This window comes from Enterobacter sp. 186315 (assembly GCF_053290175.1).
On record NZ_JBPTTK010000009.1, the window covers coordinates 74412 to 90975 of the forward strand.

At 58.0% G+C, this 16564-nt stretch carries 19 protein-coding genes; 9 read left to right on the forward strand and 10 right to left on the reverse strand.

The window, feature by feature from the left end:
• Window positions 1-71: 71 nt before the first annotated feature.
• Window positions 72-935: a 16S rRNA (cytidine(1402)-2'-O)-methyltransferase gene (gene rsmI, locus ACSVHP_RS12480; protein WP_447552079.1), complete on the reverse strand. Its 864-nt coding sequence runs from the start codon at window positions 933-935 to the stop codon at window positions 72-74.
• A gap of 62 nt (window positions 936-997) precedes the next feature.
• Here rsmI and ACSVHP_RS12485 point away from each other — a divergent pair, with 62 nt between their 5' ends.
• The 4 genes from ACSVHP_RS12485 to dolP are packed head-to-tail and all read left to right on the forward strand — an operon-like array spanning window position 998 to window position 4695.
• Complete coding sequence (locus ACSVHP_RS12485) at window positions 998-3145, forward strand: penicillin-binding protein activator (protein ID WP_447552080.1); 2148 nt, start codon at window positions 998-1000, stop codon at window positions 3143-3145.
• Window positions 3103-3498: a YraN family protein gene (locus tag ACSVHP_RS12490; protein ID WP_447552081.1), complete on the forward strand. Its 396-nt coding sequence runs from the start codon at window positions 3103-3105 to the stop codon at window positions 3496-3498. Before ACSVHP_RS12485 ends, ACSVHP_RS12490 begins: the two co-directional genes overlap by 43 nt.
• Before the next feature lie 21 nt (window positions 3499-3519).
• Window positions 3520-4110: a DnaA initiator-associating protein DiaA gene (gene diaA, locus ACSVHP_RS12495; protein ID WP_003861754.1), complete on the forward strand. Its 591-nt coding sequence runs from the start codon at window positions 3520-3522 to the stop codon at window positions 4108-4110.
• A gap of 9 nt (window positions 4111-4119) precedes the next feature.
• Window positions 4120-4695 carry a division/outer membrane stress-associated lipid-binding lipoprotein gene (gene dolP / locus ACSVHP_RS12500; protein ID WP_417312680.1) on the forward strand — a complete coding sequence of 192 codons (576 nt, stop codon included), beginning with the start codon at window positions 4120-4122 and terminating at the stop codon, window positions 4693-4695.
• Between the two features lie 50 nt (window positions 4696-4745).
• On the opposite strand, the gene ACSVHP_RS12505 is transcribed toward dolP, so the two are convergent.
• Complete coding sequence (locus tag ACSVHP_RS12505) at window positions 4746-5783, reverse strand: permease (RefSeq protein ID WP_447552082.1); 1038 nt, start codon at window positions 5781-5783, stop codon at window positions 4746-4748.
• A gap of 40 nt (window positions 5784-5823) precedes the next feature.
• Complete coding sequence (locus ACSVHP_RS12510; protein ID WP_447552083.1) at window positions 5824-6468, reverse strand: NAD(P)H-binding protein; 645 nt, start codon at window positions 6466-6468, stop codon at window positions 5824-5826.
• 129 nt (window positions 6469-6597) lie between these two features.
• On the opposite strand from ACSVHP_RS12510, the gene ACSVHP_RS12515 reads away from it, so the two are divergent.
• Window positions 6598-7116: a type 1 glutamine amidotransferase domain-containing protein gene (locus tag ACSVHP_RS12515; protein WP_234673231.1), complete on the forward strand. Its 519-nt coding sequence runs from the start codon at window positions 6598-6600 to the stop codon at window positions 7114-7116.
• Here the strand turns inward: ACSVHP_RS12515 and ACSVHP_RS12520 are convergent.
• A complete protein-coding gene (locus ACSVHP_RS12520) occupies window positions 7096-7530 on the reverse strand; it encodes a YhbP family protein (protein WP_234673234.1) in 435 nt (144 codons plus the stop codon). The two genes, ACSVHP_RS12515 and ACSVHP_RS12520, sit on opposite strands and share 21 nt — an antisense overlap.
• Window positions 7531-7544: 14 nt before the next feature.
• On the opposite strand from ACSVHP_RS12520, the gene ACSVHP_RS12525 reads away from it, so the two are divergent.
• Window positions 7545-7874 (forward strand): GIY-YIG nuclease family protein, encoded by a 330-nt coding sequence (locus ACSVHP_RS12525; protein ID WP_447552132.1) that lies wholly within the window; start codon window positions 7545-7547, stop codon window positions 7872-7874.
• On the opposite strand, the gene ACSVHP_RS12530 is transcribed toward ACSVHP_RS12525, so the two are convergent.
• Entirely contained in the window at window positions 7861-8364 is a 504-nt protein-coding gene (locus ACSVHP_RS12530; RefSeq protein ID WP_417312684.1) for a GNAT family N-acetyltransferase, read from the reverse strand. The genes ACSVHP_RS12525 and ACSVHP_RS12530 overlap by 14 nt on opposite strands.
• Window positions 8358-8882 (reverse strand): ubiquinone anaerobic biosynthesis accessory factor UbiT, encoded by a 525-nt coding sequence (gene ubiT / locus ACSVHP_RS12535; protein ID WP_447552084.1) that lies wholly within the window; start codon window positions 8880-8882, stop codon window positions 8358-8360. The genes ACSVHP_RS12530 and ubiT overlap by 7 nt, the downstream gene beginning before the upstream one ends.
• A 220-nt stretch (window positions 8883-9102) precedes the next feature.
• Here ubiT and ubiU point away from each other — a divergent pair, with 220 nt between their 5' ends.
• From ubiU to ACSVHP_RS12550, 3 genes are all read left to right on the forward strand, one after another.
• Complete coding sequence (gene ubiU, locus ACSVHP_RS12540; protein ID WP_447552085.1) at window positions 9103-10098, forward strand: ubiquinone anaerobic biosynthesis protein UbiU; 996 nt, start codon at window positions 9103-9105, stop codon at window positions 10096-10098.
• A 7-nt stretch (window positions 10099-10105) separates the two neighbouring features.
• Entirely contained in the window at window positions 10106-10984 is an 879-nt protein-coding gene (locus ACSVHP_RS12545) for a U32 family peptidase (RefSeq protein WP_447552086.1), read from the forward strand.
• A gap of 77 nt (window positions 10985-11061) precedes the next feature.
• Complete coding sequence (locus ACSVHP_RS12550; RefSeq protein WP_447552087.1) at window positions 11062-12069, forward strand: luciferase-like monooxygenase; 1008 nt, start codon at window positions 11062-11064, stop codon at window positions 12067-12069.
• A 65-nt stretch (window positions 12070-12134) separates the two neighbouring features.
• Here the strand turns inward: ACSVHP_RS12550 and mtr are convergent, their stop codons facing one another.
• The 4 genes from mtr to nlpI all read right to left on the reverse strand — a co-directional run bounded on the left by mtr (window position 12135) and on the right by nlpI (window position 16507).
• Window positions 12135-13379, reverse strand: coding sequence for a tryptophan permease (mtr, locus tag ACSVHP_RS12555; RefSeq protein WP_447552088.1), 1245 nt, complete (start codon window positions 13377-13379; stop codon window positions 12135-12137).
• 143 nt (window positions 13380-13522) lie between these two features.
• Window positions 13523-15442: a DEAD/DEAH family ATP-dependent RNA helicase gene (locus ACSVHP_RS12560; protein ID WP_447552089.1), complete on the reverse strand. Its 1920-nt coding sequence runs from the start codon at window positions 15440-15442 to the stop codon at window positions 13523-13525.
• Window positions 15435-15515, reverse strand: coding sequence for a protein YrbN (gene yrbN / locus ACSVHP_RS12565; protein WP_097397692.1), 81 nt, complete (start codon window positions 15513-15515; stop codon window positions 15435-15437). Before yrbN ends, ACSVHP_RS12560 begins: the two co-directional genes overlap by 8 nt.
• Window positions 15516-15622: 107 nt before the next feature.
• A complete protein-coding gene (nlpI, locus tag ACSVHP_RS12570; protein WP_234673253.1) occupies window positions 15623-16507 on the reverse strand; it encodes a lipoprotein NlpI in 885 nt (294 codons plus the stop codon).
• Between the last annotated feature and the right edge of the window lie 57 nt (window positions 16508-16564).

Below are 16564 nucleotides of genomic sequence, written 5' to 3' on the forward strand. Positions count from 1 at the left end.
TTTTTTGCTGTTGGTTGTTACGTAGGCCGGGTAAGCGCAGCGCCACCCGGCATAAACAGACGCGCGGCGAGTTACTCCCCCTGCTGCTCCAGCGCATACTTATACAGCGCGTTTTTCTTCACGCCGTGGATTTCCGCAGCCAGCGCGGCGGCTTTTTTGAGCGGCAGTTCGGCCTGTAGCAGCGCCAGCGTGCGCAGGGCGTCGGCGGGCAGCGCATCGTCTTCGGCTTTATGCCCTTCAACAATCAGCACCATTTCGCCTTTACGACGGTTTTCGTCTTCTTTCACCCACGCCAGCAGCTCGCCGACCGGTGCGCCGTGAATGGTTTCCCAGGTTTTGGTCAGCTCGCGCGCCAGCACCACATAGCGCGACTCGCCCCAGACGGTCACCATGTCGTCCAGGCTTTCCAGCAGTCGGTGGGTGGATTCGTAGAAAATCAGGGTGCGCGGCTCGGCTTCCAGCGCTTTGAGCACGTCGCGACGGCCTTTTGATTTGGCCGGCAGAAAACCTTCGTAGCAGAAACGGTCGGACGGCAGCCCCGCCGCGCTCAGCGCCGCAATTGCCGCGCACGGCCCCGGCAGCGGCACGACGCGGATCCCCGCTTCACGGCAGGTGCGCACCAGGTGATAACCCGGATCGTTAATCAGCGGCGTTCCCGCATCGGAGACCAGCGCAATGTTCTGGCCCTCTCTCAGCTTCGCCACCAGGGTTTCCGCTTTTTGTTGCTCATTGTGATCGTGCAGGGCGAACAGGCGGGCGCTAATCGCAAAGTGCTGCAACAGTAACCCGGTATGACGGGTATCTTCAGCCGCAATTAAATCAACAGCTTGTAATACGGTGAGCGCACGTTGGGTAATATCAGATAAATTCCCGATAGGAGTAGGTACAATATAAAGCTGGCCTTGAGAATTATCCGCCGTTTCGTGTTGTTTCATTGTTTCGTCCGTATTGCCGATTTAATATTGAGCATTGCGTAAAAAAACTCACTGGATACAGTATGGTACCGTTAACGTTACTTCGAACAAAAGCCGCGCGCAGCGTGCCTTTGCTGCTGGCAGCCCTGATTTTTGCAGGCTGTGGCACCCAGACACAGGACCAAAGCGTCGCCCATATGCAGGGCTCAGCTCAGGCTGATTCTGGCTTTTATCTGCAACAAATGTCGCAGAGCTCAAATGATACCAAGACCAACTGGCAATTACTCGCCATTCGTGCACTGCTGAAAGAGGGGAAAACCCAGCAGGCCGTCGAGCTGTTCAACCAGTTGCCGCAAGAATTGAACGACAACCAGCGTCGCGAGCAGCAGCTTCTGTCCGCCGAACTGAAGGTGGCGCAGAAAGATTACGCCGCTGCCAAAAAGATCCTCGGCGACATCGACGTGAGCGCGCTGGATAAAAACCAGCAGGCGCGTTTCTGGCAGACCGGCATCACGGCTGAACAGGGTCGCCCGTCCCTTCAGCTGCTGCGCGCCCTGATTGCCCAGGAGCCGCTGCTCAACGGCGCTGATAAACAGAAAAATATCGATGCGACCTGGCAGGCGCTGGCCTCCATGACCCCGCAACAGGCGCAGACGCTGGTGATCAACGCAGACGAAAACGTGCTGCAAGGCTGGCTCGATCTGCAACAGATGTGGTTCAACAACCGCAGCGATCCGAAGATGCTCAAGGCCGGTATTACCGACTGGCAGACGCGCTACCCGCAAAATCCGGGCGCCAAAATGCTGCCGACGCAGCTGGTTAACGTGCAGAACTTTAAGCCTGCCTCCACCAGTAAAATCGCCCTGCTTCTGCCGTTGAACGGCCAGGCGGCGGTGTTTGGCCGCGCTATCCAGCAGGGGTTTGAAGCCGCGAAAAACGGTATCTCTCCGGTGGTGGGCAATGCGGTACCTGCGCAGTCCGCCCAGGCTGCGAACGTTAACGATGTCATCAGCCCTTCCGCCGCTGAGACCAGCGATCTGACCACGGCGCAAACTCCCGCGCAGGGCACGATGCAAAACCCGGTGACCGCACCGACAACCCCTGCGCCGACCGCACCGGCACAAACGCCAGCCGCGCCAGCAGACACGCAGGCCGCGCCTGCCGCAGAAACGTCAGCGACGGCACAGCCGCAAACCACCCAGCCCGCAGCACAACCGGCAGCACAGCCACAGGCCGTTGCCACCACCAGCGCCAATCCGGGTGCCGAGCTGAAAGTCTATGACACCAGCTCACAGCCGCTCGATCAGGTTCTGGCTCAGGTGCAGCAGGACGGGGCCAGCATCGTGGTGGGCCCGCTGCTGAAAAACCAGGTCGAAGAGCTGACGAAGAGCAATACCCCGCTGAACGTGCTGGCGCTCAACCAGCCGGAGCAGGTGCAGAATCGCGCCAATATCTGCTATTTCGCTCTCTCCCCGGAAGATGAAGCCCGCGATGCGGCGCGTCATATTCACGAGCAGGGTAAACAGGCTCCGCTGCTGCTGATCCCACGCAGCTCGCTGGGCGACCGCGTCGCCACGGCGTTTGCCCAGGAGTGGCAGCAGCTCGGCGGCGGTATCGTGTTGCAGCAGAAGTTTGGCTCCGCCTCTGAGCTACGTGCCGGTATCAACGGCGGCGCGGGTATTTCACTGACCGGTAGCCCGGTAACGGCAAGCCTGCCGCAGCAGCAGGGCGTGACCATCGGCGGCCTGACCATTCCGGCACCGCCAACCGACGCGCAAATCAGCGGCGGCGGTAAAGTGGATGCGGCCTATATCCTCGCCACGCCGCAGGAAATTGCCTTCATCAAGCCGATGATTGCGATGCGTAACGGCAGCCAGAGCGGCGCGACCCTGTACGCCAGCTCGCGCAGCGCGCAGGGCACGGCAGGCCCGGACTTCCGACTGGAGATGGACGGTCTGCAATACAGCGAAATTCCAATGCTTGCAGGCAGCAACCCAACGCTGATGCAGCAGGCGCTTGGCGCAGTGCGTAACGACTACTCTCTGGCGCGTCTGTACGCTATGGGCGCAGACGCCTGGGCGCTGGCAAACCACTTTACCCAGATGCGTCAGGTGCCGGGGTTTGAACTCAACGGCAACACCGGCGATCTGACCGCCAATCAGGACTGCGTGATTAACAGGAAGTTATCATGGCTCAAATACCAGCAGGGGCAGATCGTCCCGGCCAGTTAAGCCGCAAACAGACCGGCGACGCGTGGGAAGTGAAAGCGCGCAGCTGGCTTGAAGGCAAAGGACTGCGCTTTATCGCCGCCAACGTTCGCGGACGCGGCGGCGAGATCGATCTCATAATGAAAGACGGTCAAACGACCGTGTTTGTCGAAGTACGCTACCGGCAGTCATCGCAGTTTGGCGGTGCCGCCGCCAGCGTGACGCCCGCCAAACAACACAAATTATTACAGACCGCCCTCTTGTGGCTTGCCCGCCATAATGGGAGCTTTGATACTGTGGATTGCCGGTTCGATGTGGTAGCCTTCACCGGCAACGACGTCGACTGGTTCAAAAACGCGTTTGGCGAAGACACCTGAACAAGATTTAAAAGGGATAACGTGCTCGAAAGAATTAAAGTTTGCTTCACAGAAAGCATTCAAACTCAGATTGCAGCGGCGGAAGCCCTCCCGGACGCGATTTCTCGCGCAGCGATGACGCTGGTACAGTCTCTGCTCAACGGCAACAAAATCCTCTGTTGTGGCAATGGCACATCGGCCGCCAACGCACAGCATTTTGCTGCCAGCATGATCAATCGTTTTGAAACAGAACGACCGAGTTTACCCGCCATTGCACTTAATACCGATAATGTGGTCTTAACAGCGATTGCTAACGATCGTCTGCATGATGAGATTTACGCAAAGCAGGTGCGCGCCCTGGGCCACGCCGGAGATGTGCTGTTGGCCATCTCCACGCGGGGGAACAGCCGCGACATCGTTAAGGCCGTCGAAGCGGCGGTCACCCGTGATATGACCATCGTCGCATTAACGGGCTATGACGGCGGTGAGCTGGCGGGTCTGCTGGGGCCGCAGGATGTGGAAATCCGCATTCCGTCGCACCGCAGCGCGCGCATTCAGGAAATGCACATGCTGACGGTAAATTGCTTATGCGATCTAATCGATAACACGCTTTTCCCTCACCAGGATGATTAAGGAGTATTAATGAAGGCTTTATCGACCCTCGCAGTCCTGATGTCTGCACTGCTTCTTCAGGGATGTATCGCTGCGGCCGTTGTGGGCACCGCGGCCGTCGGCACAAAAGCCGCGACCGACCCGCGCTCCGTGGGCACGCAGGTTGATGACGGTACGCTGGAGCTGCGCGTCAACAGCGCGCTGTCGAAAGACGAACAGATTAAGAAAGAGGCGCGCATCAACGTTACGGCATATCAGGGCAAAGTGCTGCTGGCAGGCCAGGCGCCGACCACCGAGCTGGCGTCCCGCGCCAAGCAAATTGCGATGGGCGTAGAAGGCACCACGGAAGTGTTCAACGAAGTGCGTCAGGGTCAGCCGATTGGTCTGGGAACCGCGTCGTCCGATACCTGGATCACCACCAAAGTCCGTTCCCAGCTGCTGGGCACCGACCAGGTGAAATCCTCTAACGTGAAGGTGACCACCGAGAACGGCGAAGTGTTCCTGCTGGGTCTGGTGACCGAACGTGAAGGGAAAGCGGCGGCGGATATCGCCAGCCGGGTGAGCGGCGTGAAGCACGTCACCACTGCGTTTACTTACATCAAGTAAACCCCACCTGACCGTAAGCCCGGTAAGCGCTCGCGCCACCGGGCTTTTTTTTACAGCAACGCAATACTCCCCACAATCACCCCGCTCAGCGCCACCAGCACGCCGGTCAGCCACAGCGCTTTCGCCGGGAATGACTTACGCAGCATCACAAACGACGGCAGGCTGACCGCAGGCAGCGTGATCAGCAGCGCCAGCGCCGGGGCTGTCCCCATTCCCGCCAGCATCATGGTCTGCACGATTGGGATTTCAGCCGCCGTTGGGATCACAAACAGGCAGCCCGCAACGGCCATCGCAATCACCCACATCAGGGTGTTGTCGATAGCGCCATCCGCGTGAGGGAACAGCCAGACGCGCGCCGCGCCCAGCACCAGAACGGCGAGGATATAGACCGGGATCGTGCTCCAGAAAAGCTGCCACATCGCCTTGCCCCAGCGGGCTAAGAAACTGCCCTGCGGCTCGCTCACGTCGAGATCAACGGACGCGGCTTCGACCGTTTTGTCCTTCACCAGATTTTGTACCAGCGTGGCAACCACCAGCACCGTCACTACCCCGGCGACCAGGCGGATCAGCGCAAAGTGCCAGCCGAGCACAAAGCCCATAAACACCAGCGTGGCCGGGTTCAGCAGCGGGTTGCCCATCCAGAACGCCAGCGCGCCGCCCATCGACACTTTCTGGCGACGCATTCCGGCGGCTACCGGCGCGGCGCAGCACGAGCACATCATGCCGGGCAGAGAGAAAATCGTCCCCAGCAGCGTGCCCTGAAAGCGCGGTTGCCCTAACGTTTTCACCAGCCAGTTGCGCGGGATAAGCACCTGAATCAGCGAGCCTAGCAGCACGCCTAACACGGCCGCTTTCCACACGGCAAGGAAGTAGACCATCGCGTAATCCCACGCCGCCTTAAGCGGGCTGGAATCGGCGTTAGCCAGAATGGATTTACCGATACTGTGCGTTTCGGCTGCGGTGAAGGCTTTGCCATAGTAGGGCTGCCACTTCACGAACCAAAGACCAACAATGACAACAAGAAAGAAAAGCGCGGGCTTCCACCACTGAACGGGTGTTGCCGCCTGAGATGAAGACTGACCAGTCATACCATTCCCCGGGGAGTGAGATTAAATTCGCCGGGGGAGTTTACGCCTCACCCCTGGCGATTTCACGCAGTTTCGCCGAAGGGATAATATTTACCCCTTCTTTCGATGGGGAAAGCCCCTCTTTCAGCATAGCGCGCGCCACGTCCCGCGCCTCAATGGACTTCCAGTTGCCCGGCAGCAGCGAAAAAAGCGGGGCAAAGAAGGACTCGTTAAAACGGCGTTTGTCGCGATCCCCTAACAGCATGGAGGGGCGCACAATCGTCAGGTATTCCCACTTCTGCGCGATCAGCGCGTCTTCCATCTTGCCCTTCACCTTGTTGTAGAAGAACGGCGAGCTGGCGTTTGCTCCCATCGCGCTAACCACCACAAAATGCGTCGCCCCGAGCTTTTTGGCCGTCAGCGCGGTATCCACCACCAGCGTGTAATCTGCATGGACAAAAGCCTCTTTGCTGCCCGCTTCGCGCCGCGTCGTGCCCAGGCAGCAAAACGCGATATCAATGGGATCGGTTACCTGCGCCAGCGCGTCGGTCAGCTGGGGATCGTGGGGATTAAAGACGCCCGCGATATCGCCAAGCGGGCGGCGCGTCGGGGCGGCGATGTAGTTCACCTTGCGCTCCTGAATCAGCAAACGCAGTAAATGTTCACCCACCAGCCCGGTTGCACCTGTTATCAATACCTGACTCATTTTTTTCTCCTTTACAGAATAGTCCGTATGCGAACTCAGCCTGGTCAACCACACTTAGAAGTCTGTTATCGGTAAGTATTTACCACAAACGGGAAAATAACAGTCTGAACCCAAAACAACGGAGGAAGCATGGGCAAGAAAATCGCAGTCTTGATTACCGACGAGTTTGAAGATTCAGAATTCACCTCGCCCGCAGAGGCGTTTCGTAAGGCCGGGCACGAGGTGATCACCATTGAGAAGGAGGCGGGTAAAACCGTCAAAGGCCACAAGGGCGAAGCCAGCGTGACGATTGACGAGTCTATCGACAACGTCAGCCCGTCAGATTTTGACGCGCTGCTGCTGCCGGGCGGCCATTCGCCGGACTCCCTGCGTGGCGACGATCGTTTCGTGACCTTCACCCGCGACTTCGTGGGCACCGGCAAACCGGTCTTTGCCATCTGCCACGGCCCGCAGCTGCTGATCAGCGCAGAAGTGGTGCGCGGACGTAAGCTCACCGCCGTGAAGCCGATCGTTATCGATCTGAAAAACGCGGGCGCAGAGTTTTACGATCAGGAAGTGGTTAACGACAAAGACCAGCTGATCACCAGCCGCACGCCGGACGATCTGCCCGCGTTTAACCGCGAAGCGTTACGCCTGCTCGGCGCGTAACCAGTGCAGCTTTTTGCCAAAGCCCAGGGTGTTGTCGGTGAATTTCAGCTCATCAAGGCGGATTTCCCACACCGGGGCTTTTAGCGCAAGGGCTACCGGGAAGCGACGCACGTAGCGCTGACGCTGCGCGTCGCTCTCCTCACCTTCCAGACGGCGGATCTCGCCTTTAAACTGTAAACCACGTATCAGCGCCACGGTTTTTGGCTGGCCGTTTACCGTCCCCGCCACCTTCGCCTGCTGGCCCGTCATCTTTGCATGACGCGTCGAGTCTTCGCTTAAGACGTAGAATGCCACGCGCTCGGGATCGTAATAGTAGAAGGCATTCGCACACCACAGCTCGCCTTCGTCATGAACACACCAGGTAACAACGTGCTGCTTTGCCAGCCAGCGGTTAATGGCCGTCAGTGTTTCCATTTTTCTTCTCTCTCGTGCTAAGGTGCGTTCACCTTAACATACTGAATCTCAATACCGTGTCCTGGTTTCTCTATCTCGTTCGCACCGCTGATAACGCACTCTACACCGGCATCACTACCGATGTGGCGCGGCGTTTTCTTGAACATCAGACGGGAAAAGGGGCAAAAGCGTTGCGCGGGAAAGGGGAGTTGCAGCTGGCGTTTTCCGCCGCCGTGGGCGACCGATCCCTGGCGCTGCGGCTGGAATATCGCATTAAGCAGCTCACCAAGCGCCAGAAAGAGCGCCTCGTCGCCGGGGACGGCTCGTTCGAGGCGCTACGCGAAAGCCTGATTAAAAGCGGCTGAAGTGGTCGTGGTATTCCACCAGGCCATTCACGCCGTTCAGGGCATCATCCGCCAGACGGTGCAGCTGGAACGCGGACTCGGTTCCCGGCCAGCGACAGCGCAGATCGTGATGCGCCGCCGGCTCAAAGCCTAAACGCCCGTAGAAGGCCGGATCGCCCAGCGTCACTACCGCCGCGTAACCGAACTCGTTCAGTGAATCCAGCCCTTCATAGACCAGCTGGCGCGCAAGGCCCTGACCCCGGTAGTTTTCGTCCACCGCCAGCGGTGCCATTCCCACCCACTGAAGATCGTCGCCCTGCACCAGCACCGGACTGAACGCGACGTAGCCGACCACCTGGCCTTCATCATCGGTAGCCACCAGCCCCAGCGTAATCAGGCCATCTTCACGGAGATCGTGAACCAGCTGGGCTTCGGTATCGCTCTCAAAAGAGCGGCGCAGTAGCGCGTCGATACCCGGTGCATCAATCCCAATTTCAACTCGAATCAGCATGGCTCACCTACTGAAGTGTGTTTACTTTGCGGCGGAGCTTTCAGCCCGGCCTCGACAAAATCCGCCATTTGCAGCAGGACCGTCCGCAGCGCTTTTGGCATCTGGTCCAGCTCAATGGCATCCATCAAATTCTTCACGTACAGGCCAAGTTCCGTATCCCCTTCGATAACCAGACGGCGCTGGAAGAAGAGCGTATCAGGATCCTGCTTGCGCGCGGCGATCATCAGCAGATCGCTGGCGTTGGCGCTAAAGCTCACATCCGCCTCGGCGGCCTGGCGCACGATCAGCTGGTCGTTCTCAACCGAGGTGAACCAGCGCAGCCCGATATCACGGACTTCAATGCTCAGCCAGCGGCCCTCCAGGAACTCCAGCTCACCGTCCTCCAGCGCCTGACGGAACTGCCAGCTCAGCACTTGCTCCAGCACCTGGCGCTTGAGGGCGAACGGCGTCAGCTTTACCGGCACGCTCATCATTGATGGGCCAAATTGTACGAGTCGTGAACGCAATTTATCCAGCACGAGCTTTACTCCCTGATATCTGTAGTCCTGTTATTCTGCCATATCCAAAGGATGAGATAGCGGCGTAAATCAACAAAGCCGCTTCCGGCCTTCGCCATTATTGGTGCCATCAATACGCCATTAGCTGCCTTAAATCAAAAATTGTCGCGTATGGGTTAATTAAAATCCCAGCTCGTTAACAATTTTGCGATCGCTGCGATCGACATGATCAGGATAAATTATGGAGCTGCTCTGCCCTGCCGGAAACCTTCCGGCGCTTAAGGCGGCCATCGAAAATGGGGCCGACGCGGTCTACATCGGGCTGAAAGATGACACCAACGCCCGCCATTTTGCTGGCCTTAACTTTACGGAGAAGAAGCTTCAGGAAGCCGTTAACTTCGTTCACCAGCACCGCCGCAAGCTGCATATTGCCATCAACACCTTTGCCCATCCTGACGGCTACGCCCGCTGGCAGCGCGCGGTAGATATGGCGGCACAGCTGGGCGCCGACGCGCTGATCCTGGCCGACCTTGCGATGCTTGAGTATGCAGCAGAACGCTATCCGCATATTGAGCGTCATGTCTCTGTTCAGGCATCCGCCACTAACGAAGAGGCGGTTCGTTTTTACCATCGTCACTTCGACGTGGCCCGCGTGGTATTGCCGCGCGTGCTGTCTATTCATCAGGTTAAGCAACTCGCCCGCGTCACGCCAGTGCCGCTGGAAGTTTTTGCCTTCGGCAGCCTGTGCATCATGGCCGAGGGGCGCTGCTATCTCTCCTCTTATTTAACCGGTGAATCCCCTAACACCGTGGGCGCCTGCTCCCCTGCCCGCTTCGTGCGCTGGCAGCAAACCCCGCAGGGGCTGGAGTCTCGCCTGAACGACGTGCTGATCGACCGCTATCAGGATGGCGAAAACGCGGGTTATCCAACCCTGTGCAAAGGCCGTTATCTGGTGGAGGGCGAGCGTTATCACGCGCTGGAAGAGCCGACCAGCCTCAACACGCTGGAGCTTCTGCCGGAGCTGCTGGCCGCCAATATTGCCTCCGTGAAAATCGAAGGTCGCCAGCGCAGCCCGGCCTACGTGAGCCAGGTGGCGAAAGTCTGGCGTCAGGCCATCGACTGCTGCATGGCGGACCCGCAACACTACGCGCCGCAGCCCGCCTGGATGGACACGCTGGGCGCAATGTCCGAAGGCACGCAGACCACGCTTGGCGCGTATCACCGTAAATGGCAGTGAGAAGACCATGAAATATTCATTAGGGCCGGTGCTGTACTACTGGCCAAAAGAGACGCTGGAAGATTTTTATCAGCAGGCGGCGACAAGCAGCGCCGATGTGATTTACCTCGGCGAAGCGGTGTGCAGCAAGCGCCGTGCCACCAAAGTGGGCGACTGGCTGGATATGGCCAAAAGCCTGGCGGGCAGCGGCAAGCAGGTGGTGCTGTCCACCCTCGCGCTGGTGCAGGCGTCGTCCGAACTCGGCGAGCTGAAGCGCTACGTGGATAACGGTGAATTCCTGCTGGAGGCCAGCGACCTGGGCGTGGTGAACCTGTGCGCCGAGCGCAAGCTGCCGTTTGTCGCCGGACACGCCCTCAACTGCTACAACGCCGTGACCCTGCGCCTGCTGCTCAAACAGGGCATGACGCGCTGGTGTATGCCGGTCGAGCTTTCCCGCGACTGGCTGGCGAACCTGCTGAACCAGTGCGACGAGCTGGGCATTCGCAACCAGTTTGAGGTCGAAGTGCTGAGCTACGGCCATCTGCCGCTGGCCTATTCCGCCCGCTGCTTTACCGCCCGCTCGGAAGACCGGCCAAAAGACGAGTGCGAGACCTGCTGCATTAAATATCCAAACGGGCGCAGTATGCTCTCTCAGGAAAATCAGCAGGTGTTTGTCCTGAACGGCATCCAGACCATGAGCGGCTACGTCTATAACCTCGGCAACGAGCTGGCTTCTATGCACGGGTTAGTGGATATGGTGCGCCTGTCGCCGCTGGACACCAGCGTCTTTGCGATGCTCGACGCCTTCCGCGCCAACGAAAACGGGGCCTCGCCTCTGCCGCTGAAGGCGAACAGCGACTGTAACGGCTACTGGAAACGGCTCGCAGGGCTGGAGCTTCAGGCCTAAAAAAAGCTCACTTTGTTAACAACGGTTAGTAAACTTTAATGCAGTATTAAAGATTACCGTCGACAAAGTGAGCTGTTATGACTGATAAAACCATTCCGTTTTCGGTGCTGGATCTGGCGCCGATCCCACAAGGCTCCTCCGCGCGAGAAGCCTTCTCTCACTCTCTCGCACTTGCTCAGCTGGCTGAAAAGCGTGGCTATCACCGCTACTGGCTGGCGGAGCACCACAATATGGTGGGGATCGCCAGCGCCGCGACCTCGGTGCTGATTGGCTATCTGGCAGCAAACACCACCACCCTGCACCTCGGCTCCGGCGGCGTGATGCTGCCTAACCACGCCCCGCTGGTGATCGCCGAGCAGTTTGGCACGCTGAACACGCTCTTCCCTGGCCGTATCGATCTGGGTCTGGGACGTGCGCCGGGCAGCGATCAGCAGACCATGCGCGCCCTGCGTCGCCACATGAGCGGCGATATCGACAACTTCCCGCGCGACGTGGCCGAGCTGGTGGACTGGTTCGACGCCCGCGATCCGAACCCGCACGTGCGCCCGGTGCCGGGCTACGGCGAGAAAATCCCGGTCTGGCTGCTCGGCTCAAGCCTGTACAGCGCCCAGCTGGCGGCGCAGCTCGGCCTGCCGTTTGCGTTCGCCTCGCACTTCGCCCCGGATATGCTGCATCAGGCGCTGCATCTGTATCGCACCCACTTCAAACCGTCGGCGCGTCTGGAGAAACCGTACGCGATGGTGTGTATCAACATTGTTGCCGCCGACAGCAACCGCGACGCTGAATTCCTGTTTACCTCAATGCAGCAGGCATTCGTCAAGCTGCGTCGCGGGGAAACCGGCCAGCTCCCGCCGCCGGTGGAGAATATGCACCAGCTGTGGTCTGCCTCAGAGCAGTACGGCGTGCAGCAGGCGCTGAGTATGTCGCTGGTGGGGGATAAAGCGAAGGTGCGTCACGGCCTGGAGGCGATACTGCGCGAAACCCAGGCGGACGAGATTATGGTTAACGGCCAGATTTTTGATCATCAGGCGCGCCTGCACTCGTTTGATTTAGCGATGCAGGTGAAAGAGGAGCTGGTGGGGTAGCGGCCTACCGTTCTCTCCCTCTCCCTTTGGGAGAGGGCTGGGGTGAGGGGATCGGGCCGCACGCATTACTGATATACAGGCAACAGATTAAAGCTCGACAGCACATGCACCAGCGCGTTACCCACGCCAAACACCAGAATCAGCGCAATCATCGGCTTCCCGCCCCAGACGCGGAATGTCGGGCTGCCGAAGCGTTTACGTGATTTACGTGCCAGCAGCGCCGGAACAATCGCCGCCCAGATGGTCGCTGCCAGCCCTGCATAGCCGATGGCGTACAGGAAACCGTTCGGCCACAGCAGGCCACCGACAATCGGCGGCAGGAAGGTCAGCAGCGCGGTCTTGAAACGCCCCATCGCGGAATCATCAAACCCAAACAGATCCGCCAGGTAGTCGAACAGGCCCAGCGTCACGCCGAGGAACGAACTCGCCACCGCAAAGTTGGAGAACACCACCAGCAGCAGATCTAGGCTGCGGCTGTTAAGCACGCCGCTCAGCGCCTGCACCAGCACATCAATATTGCCGCCCTTCTGCGCAATGCCGATAAATTCCGAACGCGGGATGTTGCCCATCGTCCCCAGCAGCCAAACCACATACAGCCCCAGCGCCAGCAGCGTGCCGTAGACCAGGCATTTGACGATGGTGCGCGGATCTTTACCGTAATACTTCATCAGGCTCGGCACGTTGCCGTGATAGCCAAACGACGCCAGGCAGAACGGCAGCGTCATCAGCAGATACGGCGTGTAGGACGTGTTCACTTCAGCCACGTTAAACAGCGTGGCGGGCGTCACGTGCCCCAGCAGGCTGCCGAAGGTCAGGAAGAAGGTGATCACCTTCGCGCCCAGCACGATTGCCGTCATGCGGCTCACCGCTTTGGTGCTCATCCAGACGATAAACGCCACGCCGAGCGCGAAGCACAGCCCCGCCGCCCTTGCCGGAACGTTCAGCGACATCTCCGAGAAGGTGTGATGCAGAATTGACCCGCTCGCGGAAATATAGGCGTAGGTGAGGATGTACAGCACAAACGCAATGGAAAGACCGTTGACCAGGTTCCAGCCTTTACCAAGCAGGTCTTTGGTAATGGTGTCGAAGCTGGAACCAATGCGGTAGTTCAGGTTAGCTTCGAGGATCATCAGCCCGGAATGCAGCATACAGAACCAGGTGAAGACCAGCGCCGCCAGCGACCAGAAGAACCACGCACCGGACATCACCACCGGCAGGGAGAACATCCCCGCACCAATGATAGTACCGCCGATGATCACCACGCCGCCGAGCAGCGAGGGTGACGTTTGTGTGGTGGTTAGTGTCGCCATACAGCCATGTCTCCAGTCAATAATATTGGTACCGCACTATAATGTGCAGCACTGTACCAGTACAAGAGTACAAAAGGAATAAAAAAAGCCCCGATAGTGTTTATCGGGGCTGTATATTTTACTTTACGTCAGAAGCGTGAGGCTTACGCGTCACCGAAACGACGACGGCTTGCGCCTTCTTCGCGGCGTGGGCCACGGCTTTCACGACGTTCACCGCTGAAGCGACCTGCGCCTGGCGCGCCGCCTTCACGACGAGGACCGCGACCGCCTTCACGACGCTCACCGCCACCGAAGCTACGGCGCTCGCCCGCTGGACGATCGCCACCGCGACGTTCGCCACGCTCACGCGGCTGTGCATCACCCAGCAGCTGCATGTTCATCGGCTTGTTCAGGATGCGGGTACGAGTAAAGTGCTGAAGCACTTCGCCCGGCATACCTTTTGGCAGCTCGATAGTTGAGTGAGAACCGAACAGCTTGATGTTACCGATGTAACGGCTGCTGATGTCGCCTTCGTTAGCGATCGCGCCAACGATGTGACGCACTTCAACGCCATCATCACGGCCCACTTCAATGCGGTACAGTTCCATTTCGCCAGCGTCACGACGCTCACGACGTGGACGGTCTTCACCACCACGCTCCGGACGGTCACCACGTGGACCACGATCGTTACGGTCGCCACGACGTTCAAAACGATCGTCACGGTCACGGAACTCACGCTTAGGACGCATCGGCGCATCTGGTGGAACGATCAGAGAACGTTCGCCCTGAGCCATTTTCAGCAGTGCTGCGGCCAGAGTTTCCATATCCAGCTCTTCGCCTTCAGCGGTAGGCTGGATCTGCGACAGCAGCGCGCGGTACTGATCCAGATCGCTGCTTTCCAGCTGCTGCTGGACTTTAGCGGCGAATTTTTCCAGGCGGCGTTTGCCCAGCAGGTCTGCGTTTGGCAGATCGGCTTCTGGAATGGTCAGCTTCATGGTGCGTTCAATGTTACGCAACAGACGACGCTCGCGGTTCTCAACGAACAGCAGCGCACGGCCAGCACGACCCGCACGACCGGTACGGCCGATACGGTGAACGTAAGACTCGGAATCCATTGGGATATCGTAGTTAACAACCAGGCTGATACGCTCAACGTCCAGACCACGTGCTGCCACGTCGGTTGCAATCAGAATATCCAGACGACCGTCTTTCAGACGTTCCAGAGTCTGCTCACGCAGCGCCTGGTTCATGTCGCCGTTCAGCGCTGCGCTGTTGTAGCCGCTACGCTCCAGGGCTTCAGCCACTTCCAGCGTCGCGTTTTTGGTACGAACGAAGATAATCGCCGCATCAAAATCTTCTGCTTCCAGGAAACGCACCAGCGCTTCGTTTTTACGCATACCGTAAACAGACCAGTAGCTCTGGCTGATGTCCGGGCGAGTGGTTACGCTGGACTGAATGCGCACTTCCTGCGGCTCTTTCATGAAGCGACGGGTAATGCGACGAATAGCTTCTGGCATGGTGGCAGAGAACAGAGCGGTCTGATGACCTTCCGGGATCTGCGCCATAATGGTTTCTACGTCTTCGATGAAGCCCATACGCAGCATTTCATCTGCTTCATCCAGTACCAGACCGCTCAGTTTAGAGAGATCAAGAGTACCGCGCTTCAGGTGATCCAGCAGACGGCCCGGCGTACCGACGACAATCTGAGGACCCTGGCGCAGGGCGCGTAACTGCACGTCATAACGCTGGCCGCCGTAAAGGGCAACCACGTTTACGCCGCGCATATGTTTAGAGAATTCCGTCATTGCTTCAGCAACCTGAACAGCCAGTTCACGGGTTGGAGCCAGGACGAGGATCTGCGGTGCGCGCAGGTCCGGATCTATGTTGTTCAGCAGCGGCAGCGAGAACGCCGCAGTTTTACCGCTACCAGTCTGGGCCATGCCCAGCACGTCACGACCAGAAAGCAGGTGTGGGATACACTCAGCCTGGATCGGAGATGGTTTTTCGTAACCCAGATCGTTAAGGGCTTCAAGGATAGGAGCCTTCAGGCCCAGATCTGCAAAAGTGGTTTCGAATTCAGCCATGTAGTACAAGTGCCTCGATATTAATGGCGGCCAGTCTACTTAGCTCATCGTGAAAATGATTAGCAATTTTCATTGAAAAGTGTGAACCGGCTCAAAGTAGGTGTATTGACGAACAACAACGCCCTCACCAGTTAAGGTGATGGCAATCAAAAGATTACGGGCTGATGTTTATGTCGTCAGCTATTGCTGGTCCGATTCTGCCAGGTCGTCTTGCTCCTGGCCCAAGAGCGATAATTCCAACAATGCATAACGGTGCTCAACGAAATTGTGTACGTTGTTAGCAACCGCTAATTTGAACAGTGCCGTGGCGCTGTCCATATCCCCCAGACTTAGGTAGTACTTACCTAAATAGAAGTTGGTTTCACTGAGATGCTCAGCGAGCGAGGTGTTATCCGTTGCGTCTGCCTTGAGTCTGTCCATCAGCGTTGCTTCGCTAATGTTACCCAGGTAGAACTCGACAATATTCCATCCCCATTGTTCCTTGTCCGACTTGTCGAAACGTTGCTTTAACGCCTCTTTTGCCTGCTTCGCATCGAGCTTCTGCTCAACGATGTAAAGCCACAGGCTACGGAAAGGATCATTAGGATCGTCTTGATAAAACGCCAGCAGATCATCTTGCGCTAACTTGTCGCGACCGCCGTAATACAATGCGATACCGCGATTCAAGTGCGCGTAGTTGTAAGTTGGATCAAGCTCAAGTACAGAATCAAACGCTTCATAGGCAGCATCAAAATTGCCTGCCTGCGTTAAATAAATGCCTAAGTAATTGAATACTTCAGGCATATCAGGTCGGATTGCCAGCGCTTGTGAGAAATCATTTCGCGCCAATGCCCTCAGACCGAGACTATCATACAACACTCCGCGCTCATATAAAAGCTGTGCGCGTTCGTCATCGGTTAAAGCCCGACTGGCAAGAATTTGTTCCATGCGTGCCAGAATCACTTCCTGCTGCAAAGTCGGTTGCAATGGCACTGCGAGGACTTCGCTCTTACGCCAGGCAGAGTTGCTGCATCCTGCCAGCGTTAAAGCTGTCGCAACGAAACACCAGCGCAAAAAAGGCTTCATTTCCCACTCCCGAAGACAACTATTGGATGAACGTCCTGTCCCCCGGCGGCTTAACAA

Excerpts from the sequence above, each read along its gene's own strand:
- rsmI (WP_447552079.1), bottom strand. The coding sequence starts at position 935 with ATGAAACAACACGAAACGGCGGATAATTCTCAAGGCCAGCTTTATATT.
- ACSVHP_RS12485 (WP_447552080.1), top strand. The coding sequence starts at position 998 with ATGGTACCGTTAACGTTACTTCGAACAAAAGCCGCGCGCAGCGTGCCT.
- ACSVHP_RS12490 (WP_447552081.1), top strand. The coding sequence starts at position 3,103 with ATGGCTCAAATACCAGCAGGGGCAGATCGTCCCGGCCAGTTAAGCCGC.
- dolP (WP_417312680.1), top strand. The coding sequence starts at position 4,120 with ATGAAGGCTTTATCGACCCTCGCAGTCCTGATGTCTGCACTGCTTCTT.
- ACSVHP_RS12505 (WP_447552082.1), bottom strand. The coding sequence starts at position 5,783 with ATGACTGGTCAGTCTTCATCTCAGGCGGCAACACCCGTTCAGTGGTGG.
- ACSVHP_RS12510 (WP_447552083.1), bottom strand. The coding sequence starts at position 6,468 with ATGAGTCAGGTATTGATAACAGGTGCAACCGGGCTGGTGGGTGAACAT.
- ACSVHP_RS12515 (WP_234673231.1), top strand. The coding sequence starts at position 6,598 with ATGGGCAAGAAAATCGCAGTCTTGATTACCGACGAGTTTGAAGATTCA.
- ACSVHP_RS12520 (WP_234673234.1), bottom strand. The coding sequence starts at position 7,530 with ATGGAAACACTGACGGCCATTAACCGCTGGCTGGCAAAGCAGCACGTT.
- ACSVHP_RS12530 (WP_417312684.1), bottom strand. The coding sequence starts at position 8,364 with ATGCTGATTCGAGTTGAAATTGGGATTGATGCACCGGGTATCGACGCG.
- ubiU (WP_447552085.1), top strand. The coding sequence starts at position 9,103 with ATGGAGCTGCTCTGCCCTGCCGGAAACCTTCCGGCGCTTAAGGCGGCC.
- ACSVHP_RS12545 (WP_447552086.1), top strand. The coding sequence starts at position 10,106 with ATGAAATATTCATTAGGGCCGGTGCTGTACTACTGGCCAAAAGAGACG.
- ACSVHP_RS12550 (WP_447552087.1), top strand. The coding sequence starts at position 11,062 with ATGACTGATAAAACCATTCCGTTTTCGGTGCTGGATCTGGCGCCGATC.
- mtr (WP_447552088.1), bottom strand. The coding sequence starts at position 13,379 with ATGGCGACACTAACCACCACACAAACGTCACCCTCGCTGCTCGGCGGC.
- ACSVHP_RS12560 (WP_447552089.1), bottom strand. The coding sequence starts at position 15,442 with ATGGCTGAATTCGAAACCACTTTTGCAGATCTGGGCCTGAAGGCTCCT.
- yrbN (WP_097397692.1), bottom strand. The coding sequence starts at position 15,515 with ATGAAAATTGCTAATCATTTTCACGATGAGCTAAGTAGACTGGCCGCC.
- nlpI (WP_234673253.1), bottom strand. The coding sequence starts at position 16,507 with ATGAAGCCTTTTTTGCGCTGGTGTTTCGTTGCGACAGCTTTAACGCTG.